This window comes from Bacillus sp. SRB_331, assembly GCF_003264175.1.
Taxonomy (GTDB): domain Bacteria; phylum Bacillota; class Bacilli; order Bacillales; family Bacillaceae_G; genus Bacillus_A; species Bacillus_A mycoides.
On sequence record NZ_NADV01000049.1, the window covers coordinates 1 to 14781 of the forward strand.

General features: G+C 37.3%; 16 protein-coding genes, 1 tRNA gene, 1 other RNA gene and 1 other annotated feature. Of the genes, 14 read left to right on the top strand and 4 right to left on the bottom strand.

What is annotated here, in order from left to right:
• Window positions 1-44: 44 nt before the first annotated feature.
• A complete protein-coding gene (locus B5P42_RS27965) occupies window positions 45-1046 on the bottom strand; it encodes a YaaC family protein (RefSeq protein WP_113710512.1) in 1002 nt (333 codons plus the stop codon).
• 115 nt (window positions 1047-1161) lie between these two features.
• Between B5P42_RS27965 and guaB the strand changes: the two genes are divergently transcribed.
• The 7 genes from guaB (at window position 1162) to B5P42_RS28000 (ending at window position 8115) form a co-directional block, all read left to right on the top strand.
• Complete coding sequence (guaB, locus tag B5P42_RS27970; RefSeq protein WP_113735767.1) at window positions 1162-2625, top strand: IMP dehydrogenase; 1464 nt, start codon at window positions 1162-1164, stop codon at window positions 2623-2625.
• Between the two features lie 113 nt (window positions 2626-2738).
• Window positions 2739-4049 (top strand): D-alanyl-D-alanine carboxypeptidase family protein, encoded by a 1311-nt coding sequence (locus B5P42_RS27975; RefSeq protein WP_140152300.1) that lies wholly within the window; start codon window positions 2739-2741, stop codon window positions 4047-4049.
• Between the two features lie 159 nt (window positions 4050-4208).
• Window positions 4209-5096: a pyridoxal 5'-phosphate synthase lyase subunit PdxS gene (pdxS, locus tag B5P42_RS27980; RefSeq protein ID WP_002009615.1), complete on the top strand. Its 888-nt coding sequence runs from the start codon at window positions 4209-4211 to the stop codon at window positions 5094-5096.
• Window positions 5097-5114: 18 nt separating this feature from the next.
• Window positions 5115-5705, top strand: coding sequence for a pyridoxal 5'-phosphate synthase glutaminase subunit PdxT (gene pdxT / locus B5P42_RS27985; RefSeq protein WP_113735768.1), 591 nt, complete (start codon window positions 5115-5117; stop codon window positions 5703-5705).
• 54 nt (window positions 5706-5759) lie between these two features.
• Window positions 5760-5980 (top strand) — a binding site (T-box leader).
• Between the two features lie 51 nt (window positions 5981-6031).
• Entirely contained in the window at window positions 6032-7306 is a 1275-nt protein-coding gene (gene serS / locus B5P42_RS27990) for a serine--tRNA ligase (RefSeq protein ID WP_088031262.1), read from the top strand.
• Window positions 7307-7460: 154 nt separating this feature from the next.
• Window positions 7461-7553: transfer RNA gene (locus B5P42_RS27995), tRNA-Ser, on the top strand.
• A 166-nt stretch (window positions 7554-7719) separates the two neighbouring features.
• On the top strand, window positions 7720-8115 hold the full coding sequence (locus tag B5P42_RS28000; protein WP_002029297.1) for a sigma factor-like helix-turn-helix DNA-binding protein: 396 nt from the start codon (window positions 7720-7722) through the stop codon (window positions 8113-8115).
• 35 nt (window positions 8116-8150) lie between these two features.
• Here B5P42_RS28000 and B5P42_RS28005 read toward each other — a convergent pair whose 3' ends face one another.
• From B5P42_RS28005 to B5P42_RS28015, 3 genes are all read right to left on the bottom strand, one after another.
• Window positions 8151-8819, bottom strand: coding sequence for a deoxynucleoside kinase (locus B5P42_RS28005; protein ID WP_002009620.1), 669 nt, complete (start codon window positions 8817-8819; stop codon window positions 8151-8153).
• A gap of 2 nt (window positions 8820-8821) precedes the next feature.
• Window positions 8822-9457: a deoxynucleoside kinase gene (locus B5P42_RS28010; protein WP_002009621.1), complete on the bottom strand. Its 636-nt coding sequence runs from the start codon at window positions 9455-9457 to the stop codon at window positions 8822-8824.
• A gap of 123 nt (window positions 9458-9580) precedes the next feature.
• Window positions 9581-10120 (bottom strand): cysteine hydrolase family protein, encoded by a 540-nt coding sequence (locus B5P42_RS28015; protein ID WP_002130738.1) that lies wholly within the window; start codon window positions 10118-10120, stop codon window positions 9581-9583.
• 106 nt (window positions 10121-10226) lie between these two features.
• Between B5P42_RS28015 and tadA the strand changes: the two genes are divergently transcribed.
• From tadA to B5P42_RS28050, 7 genes are all read left to right on the top strand, one after another.
• A complete protein-coding gene (gene tadA, locus B5P42_RS28020) occupies window positions 10227-10721 on the top strand; it encodes a tRNA adenosine(34) deaminase TadA (RefSeq protein WP_002063356.1) in 495 nt (164 codons plus the stop codon).
• 78 nt (window positions 10722-10799) lie between these two features.
• Window positions 10800-11064: signal recognition particle sRNA large type (ffs, locus tag B5P42_RS28025), an RNA gene on the top strand.
• Between the two features lie 132 nt (window positions 11065-11196).
• Window positions 11197-12885 carry a DNA polymerase III subunit gamma/tau gene (dnaX, locus tag B5P42_RS28030; RefSeq protein ID WP_002029302.1) on the top strand — a complete coding sequence of 563 codons (1689 nt, stop codon included), beginning with the start codon at window positions 11197-11199 and terminating at the stop codon, window positions 12883-12885.
• 25 nt (window positions 12886-12910) lie between these two features.
• Window positions 12911-13237, top strand: coding sequence for a YbaB/EbfC family nucleoid-associated protein (locus B5P42_RS28035; protein WP_170935248.1), 327 nt, complete (start codon window positions 12911-12913; stop codon window positions 13235-13237).
• Between the two features lie 14 nt (window positions 13238-13251).
• Entirely contained in the window at window positions 13252-13848 is a 597-nt protein-coding gene (gene recR, locus B5P42_RS28040; RefSeq protein ID WP_002009629.1) for a recombination protein RecR, read from the top strand.
• 14 nt (window positions 13849-13862) lie between these two features.
• Window positions 13863-14084, top strand: a complete 222-nt coding sequence (locus tag B5P42_RS28045; protein ID WP_002009631.1) for a YaaL family protein — start codon at window positions 13863-13865, stop codon at window positions 14082-14084.
• Between the two features lie 262 nt (window positions 14085-14346).
• Window positions 14347-14616 carry a pro-sigmaK processing inhibitor BofA family protein gene (locus B5P42_RS28050; RefSeq protein ID WP_002063354.1) on the top strand — a complete coding sequence of 90 codons (270 nt, stop codon included), beginning with the start codon at window positions 14347-14349 and terminating at the stop codon, window positions 14614-14616.
• Window positions 14617-14781: the final 165 nt, after the last annotated feature.

Here is a 14781-nt window from a genome sequence, read left to right on the forward strand (position 1 = left end):
TCGCCAAGCAAGATAAAAACACGAGTCATTTGACTCGTGTTTTTTTATTTCCCATGAAATAGGTTGGATTCCGTTAGTAAAAATGCTGAAATATAGTAAGGGATTTTTTGAGCAGAAATATTGAGAAATTGATAAATAAACGGATAATCTTCAGATCCATAGCTTCCAAGTAAGTCATACCACCAATCTGTTTCATACCTAGAAATCATACTTAAATTATAGAGTAATAAATAATGAACAAGAAGCTCAGGCAACACTGGCTTAGAGTTTCTAGGGTCAGTCGTAAGTGGTAAATAATAAGTGTCAGTAAGATACTCGTAGTATAAAGGTGTGCTATACATAGGATTCCATGATTGAATAGGTGCTGAAAAAAACACATTTAATTCATTGTTTTTCTCAGGTGCGTGTTGTATTGATAAATGCTTACAAGCTGTTTCGATGTAACGAGAAAATCTCTCTTTGGTCATATGTAGTCGATCTAGTATGTTGACTGAAAAAGAGAGTTCATTTTTATTTGTTGAATCAATTTTATATAATGTTGTTCCTTTTTGACTATAGCGAAATAAATGTTGTAATTCAGGGATTTTTCCCATTAGCTCTAACATATTAAACTTTTCTGTTTCTAAGTGTTTCATGTGAAACAGTTGTTCTGCCGCGTGAGTAAATAGTCCATTTTTCTGTATTTTCACTTCATCTTCTAAAAATTGATATCCTTGTTTTTTTCGTTTACGGGTTGTCACTCCATGTGCTAAAACGGTTGTTGATTCTGGATAGTTTGGATTAATAGTTAATAAACAGGCTTTAAAAAGTTGCCCCATCCCATAAAATAACAGCATTGGCTGAATGGAAAATGGCGCTGTTTTATATAATTCATAATAATTTTTACCGTGTTCTAAGTAATAAATAAATGGATAACAATTTTCAAAACTTTTTTTTTCGGCATCCTGAATCGAGGATTTTTCATAACAACGGGCAAGATAATGTTGTACGTTTTGAGATGAAAAGAAGAAACTTAACTGCTGCCAAGCACAAGGTGTATGATGCATATATTACGCTCCTTTTATTGTCTAAAAATTCTAACATATTTATACTTTCTTGACAGTATTTTAACCAATTGATAAGCTACTAATAATAATTTCTGGTATCATGGGGGGAACAATTATGTGGGAATCTAAATTTGTTAAAGAAGGTTTGACTTTTGATGATGTATTACTTGTACCAGCAAAATCAGATATATTACCAAGAGAAGTAAGTGTTAAAACAGTTTTATCTGAAAGCTTACAGTTAAACATCCCGTTAATTAGTGCAGGAATGGATACAGTAACAGAAGCCAATATGGCTATTGCAATGGCTCGTCAAGGCGGTTTAGGAATCATTCATAAGAATATGTCTATTGAGCATCAGGCAGAGCAAGTTGACAAAGTAAAGCGCTCTGAAAGCGGCGTTATTTCAGATCCATTCTTTTTAACTCCAGAACATCAAGTATATGATGCGGAACATCTTATGGGAAAATACCGCATCTCAGGTGTACCAGTTGTAAATAATTTAGATGAGCGAAAATTAGTTGGTATTATTACAAACCGTGATATGCGCTTCATCCAAGACTACTCAATCAAAATTTCTGACGTAATGACAAAAGAACAGTTAATTACAGCCCCAGTTGGTACTACACTAGGAGAAGCTGAAAAGATCCTACAAAAGTATAAAATTGAAAAGCTTCCTCTTGTTGATAATAGCGGTGTATTACAAGGGCTTATTACAATAAAAGATATTGAAAAAGTAATTGAATTTCCAAACTCTGCAAAGGATAAGCAAGGACGCTTATTGGTTGGAGCAGCAGTTGGTGTAACGGCTGATGCAATGCTTCGTATCGACGCATTAGTAAAAGCGAGTGTAGATGCAATTGTACTTGATACAGCTCATGGGCATTCTCAAGGTGTTATTGAAAAAGTAAAAGAAGTTCGCGCAAAATATCCAGAACTAAATATTATTGCTGGAAATGTTGCTACAGCTGAAGCAACAAAAGCATTAATTGAAGCTGGTGCAAATGTAGTTAAAGTTGGTATTGGACCAGGATCTATTTGTACAACGCGTGTTGTAGCTGGAGTTGGTGTACCACAATTAACAGCAGTTTATGATTGTGCAACTGAAGCCCGTAAATACGGCATTCCAGTTATTGCAGATGGCGGTGTTAAGTACTCTGGTGATATGGTTAAAGCTTTAGCAGCAGGAGCACACGTTGTTATGCTAGGTAGTATGTTCGCTGGTGTAGCTGAAAGCCCTGGAGAAACTGAAATTTACCAGGGTCGTCAATTTAAAGTATATCGTGGTATGGGTTCTGTTGGAGCAATGGAAAAAGGAAGTAAAGATCGCTACTTCCAAGAAGGAAACAAAAAACTTGTTCCAGAAGGTATTGAAGGACGAGTACCATATAAAGGACCTTTAGCAGATACAGTTCATCAATTAGTTGGTGGATTACGTGCAGGTATGGGATACTGCGGAGCACAGGATTTAGAATTCTTACGTGAGAATGCGCAGTTCATTCGTATGTCGGGTGCCGGTTTACGTGAAAGCCACCCTCATCACGTACAGATTACAAAAGAGGCTCCAAACTACTCATTATAATGTCTTATATGTAAATAGACGGAGATTTGATATCTCTGTCTATTTTTTTTTGATTATGTTAGAATAACGGTTATGTGAGTACATAGATATTGGGGGTAGCAAAAGTGAAAGGTATGTTTTGCAAAAGATTCATTGCGTTGGTAACAGTGCTTACAATAGCTTGTGGCATGCTTGTACCATATAGCAATGCATCAGCAGAAACAGGAGCCGCTTTAAACATTGAAGCAGGTGCGGCAATTTTAGTAGAAGCGAATTCTGGAAAGATTTTATATCAAAAAAATGCAGATGAGTTATTATCAATTGCTAGTATGACAAAAATGATGAGTGAATACCTAGTGAACGAGGCTGTTGCGAAAGGGAAACTAAAATGGGATCAAAAAGTTAAGGTTTCCGAATATGCGTATAACATTTCGCAAGATCGTTCATTATCGAATGTGCCTCTACGAAACGGTGAGTCTTATACAGTAAAAGAGCTATACGAAGCAATGGCGATTTATTCTGCTAATGGTGCAACAATAGCGTTAGCTGAAGCAGTTGCTGGAAAAGAAGTAGACTTTGTAAAAATGATGAATGATAAATCGAAAGAGTTTGGATTAAGAAATTATAAGTTTGTAAATTCTACGGGTTTAACGAACAAAGATTTAAAAGGACACCATCCTGAAGGGACAACTCCAGATGAAGAAAATAAAATGTCTGCGAGAGATGTAGCAATTTTAGCACAACGTCTTATTCAAGATTTCCCTAAAACATTAGACATAGCAAAAATTTCAAAAAAAGTATTCCGTGAAGGTACTACGGATCGGATCGAAATGCCTAACTGGAACTGGATGTTAAAAGGGTTAATTAAGGAATATGAAGGCGTAGATGGCCTGAAAACAGGATCAACTCCAGAAGCAGGAGATTGTTTTACTGGTACGATTGAAAGAAATGGTATGCGTTTCATTTCTGTAGTTATTAAAACAAAATCTCATACAGCAAGATTTGATGAGACAAAGAAATTATATGATTATGGCTTTGCTAACTTTGAAATGAAGAAAATGTATGAAAAAGGTTCTTCGGTTAAAGGAAAAGAGACAGTAAGAGTTGAAAATGCGAAAGATAAAGATGTAGCAGTTCAAACGAAGCAAGCTGTTTCACTTCCGGTGCCAAAGGGAAGTAAAGACGTTTATAAAACAGAATTTAAAGAAGGCAATAAGGGACAAGAAGCACCTCTGAAAAAGGGAGTTGCACTTGGCCAAATGGTTGTAACGTCTAAAGATAGTAATGATCCTGGATTTTTATCAGGAAAATCATTACAAGTAGACCTTGTAACAAAATCTGAAGTAGAAGAGGCAGGCTGGTTTACACGTTCTATGCGCGGAATTGGTTCTTTCTTTAGTGGTATGTGGAATGGTGCTGTTGATACAGTAAAAGGTTGGTTTTAAAAGCTCCTCATTGTAGGAGCTTTTTCTTATTCCTATTTTTCATACCGACTTTATGAAAAAGTAGTGGACAAGCATCAGATAGTTAGTGGTAGAATGTAAGAGTATTCTTAATTTTCTTCTTTAACGGGGAAAGCAATTCACCTAGGGGGGTTTTTGTACATGACAAATGTAACAGGGACAGAACGTGTAAAACGTGGAATGGCAGAAATGCAAAAAGGCGGCGTTATTATGGACGTAGTTAACGCTGAGCAAGCAAGGATTGCAGAAGAGGCAGGCGCAGTTGCTGTTATGGCATTAGAGCGTGTACCTGCAGATATTCGTGCAGCAGGTGGCGTTTCTCGTATGGCAGATCCAACAATTGTTGAAGAAGTTATGGGTGCTGTATCAATTCCGGTTATGGCAAAATGTCGTATCGGTCACCTTGTAGAAGCACGTGTATTAGAATCATTAGGGGTAGACTATATCGATGAGAGTGAAGTATTGACTCCTGCTGATGAAGTATACCATTTAAATAAACGTGATTACACAGTTCCGTTTGTATGTGGTTGCCGCGATATCGGAGAAGCTGCACGTCGTATTGCAGAAGGTGCAGCTATGCTTCGTACAAAAGGTGAACCTGGAACAGGAAACATTGTAGAGGCAGTGCGTCATATGCGCCAAGTCAATGCAGAAATCCGTCAAGTTGCAAGTCTACGTGAAGATGAGTTAATGACATATGCAAAAAATACTGGTGCTCCTTATGAAGTACTACTTGAAATTAAACGCCTTGGTCGCCTGCCAGTTGTAAACTTTGCAGCAGGTGGTGTAGCAACGCCAGCAGATGCAGCGTTAATGATGCAACTTGGTGCTGATGGTGTATTTGTTGGATCTGGTATCTTCAAATCAGAGAACCCAGAGAAATTTGCACGTGCAATCGTTGAAGCAACGACTCATTATGAAGATTACGAACTAATTGCAAGCCTTTCTAAAGGATTAGGTAATGCAATGAAAGGTATCGAAATTTCAACGTTATTACCAGAACAACGCATGCAAGAGCGTGGATGGTAATTAAAGGAGATCTTTAAAATGGTGAAAATCGGTGTACTAGGTCTTCAAGGTGCAGTTCGTGAGCATGTAAAATCAGTTGAGGCAAGTGGTACAGAAGCTGTTGTTGTAAAGCGTATAGAGCAACTTGAAGAGATTGATGGTCTTATTTTACCAGGCGGTGAAAGTACAACAATGCGCCGTCTTATTGATAAGTATGCTTTCATGGAGCCTCTTCGTACATTTGCGAAGTCTGGTAAACCAATGTTTGGTACATGTGCAGGAATGATTCTTCTTGCGAAAACACTTATTGGCTATGAAGAAGCACATATTGGTGCTATGGATATTACGGTTGAGCGCAATGCGTTCGGACGCCAAAAAGATAGTTTTGAAGCTGCACTTTCAATTAAAGGTGTGGGAGAAGACTTTGTTGGTGTATTTATCCGTGCTCCGTATGTTGTAAATGTAGCTGATGATGTAGAAGTACTTTCTATGCATGGCGAGCGAATGGTAGCGGTAAGGCAAGGGCCGTTTTTAGCTGCTTCTTTCCATCCGGAATTAACGGATGATCATCGTGTAACAGCATACTTTGTAGAAATGGTAAAAGAAGCGAAAATGAAAAAAGTTGTATAAGTAACTTGCAACTTGTATAAGATTATAGTAAATTGATGATAACAATTTTATAAAATAAGCGTGTTGATAGGAAGTAGTAACAAATGTTGTTTCTTATAGAGAGTCGATGATTGGTGGAAATCGATAGAAACAGTTTGTGAATCCATCCTGGAATGGAATGTGGAATATCTTTTGATTAGTAAACATTCCCGGTGAAGAGCCGTTATTTCTACTTGAGAGGAAAGCGGTAATGCTTTCAACTAGGGTGGCAACGCGGGTTAACTCCCGTCCCTTTGTATAGGGACGGGAGTTTTTTGTGTTTTATAAAATAAAAGGAGGAGTATATAATGCTTGATATTAAATTTTTACGTACGAATTTTGAAGAAGTAAAAGCAAAATTACAGCATAGAGGCGAAGATTTAACGGATTTTGGTCGCTTTGAAGAACTTGATACGAGAAGAAGAGAGCTACTTGTTCAAACAGAAGAACTAAAAAGTAAACGTAACGAAGTATCTCAACAAATTTCAGTATTAAAGCGTGAAAAGAAAGATGCGGAAGCTCTAATTATAGAAATGCGTGAAGTTGGGGAAAAAGTAAAAGATCTTGATAATGAGCTTCGTACAGTTGAAGAAGATTTAGAAAGATTAATGCTATCTATCCCAAATATCCCTCATGAATCTGCCCCAATAGGCGAAACAGAGGATGATAACGTAGTAGCACGTACTTGGGGAGAAGTGAAAGAATTTACTTATGAGCCAAAACCACATTGGGACCTTGCTACTGATTTAGGGATTTTAGATTTTGAACGTGCTGGGAAAGTAACAGGAAGCCGATTTGTATTTTACAAAGGTGCTGGTGCAAGATTAGAACGTGCTTTGATTAGCTTTATGCTTGACCTTCATACTGATGAGCATGGATATGAGGAAGTATTGCCTCCTTATATGGTAAACCGTGCAAGTATGACAGGAACAGGACAACTTCCGAAGTTTGAAGAAGATGCATTCCGTATTGAAAGTGAAGATTATTTCCTAATCCCAACAGCTGAAGTACCTGTAACGAATATGCATCGTGATGAGATTGTGAGTAAAGAGCAATTGCCGATACGATATGCTGCGTTTAGCTCATGCTTCCGTTCTGAAGCAGGTTCAGCTGGTCGTGATACACGTGGTTTAATTCGCCAACACCAATTTAATAAAGTTGAACTTGTGAAGTTCGTGAAACCAGAAGATTCTTACGAAGAGTTAGAAAAATTAACAAATGATGCAGAGCGCGTGTTACAATTATTAGAGTTGCCATATCGCGTTATGAGCATGTGTACAGGAGATTTAGGATTTACAGCAGCGAAGAAATACGATATTGAAGTATGGATTCCAAGCTATGGTACATATCGTGAAATTTCTTCTTGTAGTAATTTTGAGGCATTCCAAGCGAGACGCGCGAATATCCGTTTCCGTCGTGAGCCAAATGGCAAACCGGAACATGTTCATACACTAAATGGATCTGGTCTTGCAATTGGACGTACAGTGGCAGCTATTTTAGAGAACTACCAACAAGAAGATGGTACAATTATAATTCCAGAAGTTCTTCGCCCTTATATGGGAGGAAAAACAGTTATTAAATAAGTTAAAACATTCATCGGTATGAGTGATTGGTAATTATGGACGTTGTCAGCAGTGTCATAAAGGAGAGGGGAAGTAAAATTTTCCTTTCCTCATAATTTATTATAATAGGGTTGACTAACTGTTTTTCTTTTGATATTATATTTGATGTCAATATGGAGGTATACCCAAGTCTGGCTGAAGGGATCGGTCTTGAAAACCGACAGGCGGCGAGAGTCGCGCGGGGGTTCGAATCCCTCTACCTCCTCCAGATATAATTGACAACAGCGCATATAAGTGGAGATTGGAGAACTCGTTACCAACACGTAACGAGTTTTTATTTTAAAACCAATCATAAAGTATGATGTAAGGATATAGTGTCCTTATTACACACTCATATTCCGATGATTATCTTCATAGATATGAAAGGAGTTAACATGGATCTTATTATACAAACGTTTCCTTTAGATGGAAAAACTTTATATTATGTACAATGTCCTGTCTGTAAGAACAATAGAATTTTAAACAGTGGTGCAAATGTGTCGCGCATTATAAGTGATGATACATTCCGTAAACTTTGTGGTTGCACTTGTGATGTAAAACAGGTTGCAAAAAAAGTAGAGGTACCAAAAGAAGCTGAAAAACCAGCTGTGCAAAAAGAAGTAACTCCAAAACGTACAGGGAAATTACTAACAGCAGTAATTAATGGGAAAGAATTGACTGTTAAAGAGATTGCTGAAACATATGATATTAGTACGAGTACTGTTCGTCAGCGTATTAATGCTGGAAAGCCAGAGAGTGAAATTATTGCTCCGACAAAAAAGAAAAAGTAATTTCATAGGAAAACCCGTGCATATGCACGGGTTTTTTATTTTACAAGTTTACGTGTTTGTTTTAAAAAATGTCCAATTTTTTTAATGATTGGTTCGATTGAATCGCCATCTTTTAAAATATCGTATTCATTAATGTTTAATCGTAAAACAGGGCAGGAATTAAAGTTATTAATCCAGTTATCGTAACGTCCATGCATCTCTTTCCAATATTCAATTGGTGTTTGCTGCTCCATGGGACGTCCTCGTTCTTGAATACGATCGACAATATCATCAAAAGAACCTTCTAGGTAAATTAATAAGTCTGGATGAGGGAAGTAAGGAGTCATGACCATAGCATCAAATAAACCTTTGTATGTTTCATAATCAGTTTCAGTCATTGTACCCTTTTCGTAATGCATTTTTGCGAAAATACCAGTGTCCTCATAGATAGAACGGTCTTGAACAAAACCGCCACCATATTCGAAAATTCTTTTTTGTTCTTTAAATCGTTCTGCTAAAAAGTACACTTGTAAGTGAAAGCTCCAGCGTGTGAAATCGGCATAGAACTTGTCCAAATATGGGTTGGAATCTACTTTTTCAAAAGATGTACGATAACCTAAAGCATTAGCCAATGCAGTTGTCATAGTTGATTTACCGACACCTACTGTCCCAGCAATAGTGATAACTGCATCATTTGGTATATCATATTTTTGCCTTAAATTCATTGTTATTTCGACTCCTTCAAGAGAGTATTTTGAAGAGCTGATAAGATGACATTTAAATCATCAGGATTTCTTACAAAATCCATATCGTCTCCATTAAATTTCAATACTGGAATATCTGGATGGTCCTTTTTGAAAGCATCCATTGCTGTTTCGTAATCTTTTGTAAGCTGTAGCAAGTAATTTGGATCCATATTTTTTTCGAATTCTCTTCCGCGCATGGCAATTCGTTTTTGTAATGTTTCTAGGCTCGCTGTTAAATAAACGATGACATTTGGCACAGGCATATCTTGCGTAAGAATGCGATAAATTTGCATGTACTTGTCATATTGAGAATCTTTTAATGTACGGGATGCAAAAATTAAATTTTTAAATATATGATAATCTGCTACTACAGGCTTTCTTTGATTCAAATACTTTATGTTAATATCCTCTAGTTGTTTGTATCTATTACAAAGAAAGAACATCTCTGTTTGAAAACTCCATTCGTCGATGTCTTCGTAGAATTTTCCTAAAAAAGGATTTTCATCAACAATCTCTTTTAGTAAGTGGAGTTGCATGTGAGTTGAAAGTTCCTTCGCAAGTGAAGTTTTTCCAACACCAATTGGTCCTTCAACCGTGATAAATGGTACTCCGGTCACGCTGTTTCCTCCTTTCAATCAGTGATTTACCGTGACTACTAAAAACACAAAACAGAATTATTGTAGCACAAGAGGGGAGCGAGCGGACTAATTTGATATAAAAAGTTAGAAAATAGATATGTATTAATTAAATTTTATTTGGGATGACGGTACAATATTTGCCTTTAATGTGGCTTCCATTATTTTTAAAGCATGTTCATTATCTTGCTCGTTATTAGAAGCGATGCAATCCCGTGGTACATAAAGTGTATAATTTCTCATATGGGCATCATTAGCTGTAAAAAGGATGCATATGTTCCCGGCAATTCCTGTTAAAATGAGATTTTCGATTTTTAAATAACCTAATAAAGAATTCAAAGGTGTTTCATAAAAAGCAGAGTAATGTGGTTTAATAAAAATGTAATCGTCAGTATGCGGAGCAATGGCCTCGATAATATTTTTACTATACTCATTTGTACAATGGGTGATAAGTTGATCAATATCAGATCTCCAAAGTTGATAGTGATCATTGACATAAATTATTGGATAGCCCAATGATTTCATGGTGTCCTTTAATTGTAAAATGGGGTTCTTTATAATTTCACATTTCTGTGCCAGGATGGGTCCGTGGGAGAATTGAAAATCATTAATCATATCGATAATGAGTAAGGCAGTATTTTTCATATGTAATTCCCTCTCTTTCTTCTTTAGGTTGGATTGAATTTGTAAAAGTTATCCCACCTGCAAGAAATGAAAAAGTGTATTTTATTTTTGGTGAAAGGACTATATTATGGAGCGAGATATATATTTTATGCAGTTAGCAATAGAGGAAGCGAAGAAGGCGGAGGCGATACAAGAGGTACCAATTGGTGCTGTAATTGTGCTAGATGGTGAAGTGATTAGTGTCGCACATAACTTAAGAGAAACTGAACAGAGATCAATAGCTCACGCCGAACTCTTAGCTATTGATGAAGCTTGCAAAAAATTAGGGACATGGCGTTTAGAAGATGCAACGTTATATGTAACATTAGAACCTTGCCCAATGTGTGCAGGGGGAATTGTTTTATCGCGTATAAAACGGGTTGTATATGGTGCGAGCGATCCGAAAGGTGGATGTGCAGGTACGTTGATGAATCTTTTAACTGATGAGCGTTTTAATCATCAGTGTGAAGTAGTGGCTGGTGTACTTGAAGAGGAATGTGGTACGTTGTTAACGATTTTTTTTAGGGAGCTTCGTAAGAAAAGAAAAGAAGTGAAAAAACTAGAGAAAAGTAATGGTAACTAACGTATTTGCATTTTGTAAAAAAACAAGTTATACTGATAATGCCTTATCCAAGGCAACCGAATATTGGTTTTAACTTTGCCGTGCTAAGCGGGGAGGTAGCGGTGCCCTATACTCGCAATCCGCTCTAGCGAGGCTGAATCCCTTCTCGAGGTTATGTTGCTGTAAGGTCTGCCTTAAGTAAGTGGTGTTGACGTTTGGGTCCTGCGCAACGGGACCCCGTGAACCTTGTCAGGTCCGGAAGGAAGCAGCAATAAGCGGGTTTTCTCGTGTGCCGCAGGAGTGCCTGAACCGAGCTAACTGCTTGAGTAACGCTTATGGTACGTAATCGACAGAAGGTGCACGGCAGTTATATATGTATACAAAACTCACCTTTATATAAAGGTGAGTTTTTTGTATGGAAAATAACTTTTGGAATCTATAAACAGAATGGGTTATAATAAATAAGATAATAACCTTTGAGGGAGGCCGTATTTTCGTGTCATACCAAGCGTTATACCGAACATGGAGACCGCAAAAATTCGAAGATGTAGTCGGTCAAAAGCACGTGACAAAAACGTTGCAAAATGCCCTTCTTCAAGAGAAAGCTTCACATGCTTATTTGTTTTCGGGTCCCAGGGGAACAGGGAAAACGACAATTGCAAAAGTATTTGCAAAGGCAATTAACTGTGAACACGCCCCGGTAGCTGAACCTTGTAATGAATGTCCTTCTTGTTTAGGAATTACACAAGGGTCTATTTCAGATGTATTAGAAATTGATGCGGCTTCAAATAACGGTGTAGATGAAATACGAGATATAAGAGATAAAGTAAAATATGCTCCAAGTGCTGTAGGATATAAAGTATACATTATTGATGAAGTTCACATGCTTTCTATGGGTGCCTTTAATGCGCTTTTGAAAACTTTAGAAGAGCCGCCAGGACATGTTATTTTTATTCTGGCGACAACAGAACCGCATAAAATTCCAGCTACAATTATTTCGCGTTGTCAGCGTTTTGAGTTTCGAAAGATATCAGTAAATGATATCGTTGAGAGATTATCGACGGTCGTGACAAATGAAGGTACGCAAGTAGAAGATGAAGCGTTACAAATCGTAGCGCGTGCCGCCGAAGGTGGTATGCGTGATGCGCTCAGTCTTATTGATCAAGCTATTTCTTATAGTGATGAGACGGTGACGAGTGAAGATGTTTTAGCTGTAACAGGATCTGTATCTCAGCGATATTTGGGTGACCTGGTAGAATGTATACGTGAAAATGATGTATCAAGAGCGTTACGTATTATAGATGAGATGATGAGTAAAGGGAAAGATCCAGTTCGCTTTATGGAGGATTTCATTTACTACTATCGTGATATGCTTTTATATCAAACTTCACCACAATTAGAACATATGTTGGAACGGGTAATTGTAGATGATCAATTCCGTACGTTAAGTGAAGAAATGCAACCGGAAGTAATCTATGAAATTATTCATACCCTTAGTAAGGGACAACAGGAGATGAAGTGGACAAACCATCCAAGAATATTCTTGGAAGTTGTTATGGTGCAACTGTGTCAGCAGTTTATGATGCAAGCAAACGGCGCAGATCGTTTACAAGCGATTATGAACAGGATGCAGCAGTTGGAGAAAGAGTTAGAGCAAGTTAAAAAGAATGGCGTGCCAGCTGGTGTGCAGCAGGAAGTAAGAGAGACGCGGGCAACACCAAAACCGGTACGAACAGGAAGTATGAAAATTCCTGTTGGACGTGTGAATGAAGTGTTAAAGCAAGCGAAGCGTCAAGATTTAGAACAGTTAAAAGCTGTATGGGGCGAATTATTAGGAAGGCTCAAGTCACATAACAAAGTAGCATTTGCTGTTTTATTAGAAAATAGTGAACCAGTTGCGGCTTCGGATGATACCTATGTGTTAGCATTTCAATATGAGATTCATTGTAAAATGGCTAGTGAAAATCGAGAAGCGATGGATACATTGGAACAAACCCTTTTTGAATTGTTAAGTAAAAGGTTAAATATGATTGCTATCCCAAAAAGTGAATGGGGTAAAATTCGTGAAGACTTTTTACAACGCGAAGGCGGGGATTCTGAAGAAAGCCCAGAACAAAAAGAAGATCCTCTTATAGAAGAGGCTGTAAAATTAGTAGGGCAAGAACTTATTGAAATAAAAGAGTAATAATAATGAGGAGGAATTAATTATGATGCGTGGCGGAATGGGAAATATGAATAATATGATGAAACAAATGCAAAAGATGCAAAAAGACATGGCGAAGGCGCAAGAAGAGCTTGGCGAAAAAACAGTTGAAGGTACAGCTGGCGGCGGAATGGTTACTGTTATTGCAAATGGTCATAAGCAAGTTCTTGAAGTGAAAATTAAAGAAGAAGTTGTAGATCCAGAAGATATCGAAATGTTACAAGACTTAGTATTAGCTGCAACGAATGATGCACTTAAAAAGGTTGATGAACTTTCAAACTCTACAATGGGCAAATTTACAAAAGGCATGAACTTACCAGGTGGAATGTTCTAGGAGGATATTGATATATGCATTATCCAGAACCGATATCAAAATTAATCGATAGTTTTATGAAGTTGCCAGGAATCGGACCGAAAACAGCGGTTCGATTGGCATTCTTCGTGTTAGATATGAAAGAGGATGATGTACTAGGTTTTGCGAAAGCACTTGTGAATGCAAAGCGAGATTTAGCGTATTGTTCTGTATGCGGACATATCACTGACCGCGATCCTTGTTATATTTGTGACGATTCGCATAGGGATCAATCGGTTGTTTGTGTAGTACAAGAGCCGAAAGATGTAATTGCGATGGAAAAAATGAAAGAATATCAAGGTGTATATCATGTTTTGCGCGGTGCCATTTCTCCAATGGAGGGAATTGGACCTGAGGATATTAATATCCCGCAGTTATTAAAGAGACTACAAGATGAAACAGTACAAGAAGTGATATTAGCAACAAACCCTAATATTGAAGGGGAAGCTACAGCGATGTACATATCCCGCCTCTTAAAGCCAACAGGGATTAAAGTAACTCGTATTGCACATGGTCTGCCAGTTGGTGGAGATTTAGAATATGCAGATGAAGTAACACTATCGAAAGCTTTAGAAGGCCGTAGAGAGATATAAGAGGAGAAGGGAAAATGTTCTTTCAAAAAAAGGGTAAGTTGCGTAAAGAGTATGACGATAAGTTAATTGTATTATTAGAAAAGGTAAAGAATGAATGGCTACGTCAGAAGAGACTGGTTGAACAAAGTGTTGAGCCGTCTCAAGATGTACTTTGTTCTTTAAAAATAGCAGAGGCGAAATATTTTTTCTTGTTAAAAGAAGCAAAACGTCGTCCTGTGAAAATGGAACAATGGTAAAAGGTCCTGCTTTTTAAAGCGGGACCTTTTGCTTTTTATCGATTTATTTGTGAGTAACAGGGCTACTTTATTTTTGGGATATAAAGAGGAGAAAGAAAAAGTGGGGATGGAATTAGTTGTATCTAATTGCTAGTGCTTAGAAGAAATATTACTGATTAAAGGTTATAAAGATGAAGTGGTAGGAGTTATGTTATAGATGTTCTTTTTTCTTGTCTTGTCCCATACAAATGGATATGTATAGGTCATTCATAAGGAGGAAAAAATGAATTCTACAATTATTATTGTTGGCATTCTTGCTTTGGTTTTTATTTTTCTTGTTTTTGGTGTTTCTGCTAAACCAATACGTTTTATAGGGAAAGCACTCTTTCATGTCACTTTAGGTATAGCGTTACTATTTATTGTGAATGTTGCAGGGACATATTTCGATTTTCATATTCCAATTAACATGGGGACAGCTACAGTATCAAGTTTATTAGGGGTGCCAGGTGTTGCTGCATTAGTGATTATTAAGCTATATATAATGCCAAGATAAATTTATTTTGGCATTTTTTAAAAAAGCGTTGACTTATCGATTAGTAATATGATAAATTAATAAGCGTCGTCAGGAACGAAAGAAAAAAGTTGTTGACAGATTCAAGTCAAAATGTTAAATTATAAAAGTCGCTGAAACGCGGCGTTGAACTTTGAAAACTAAACG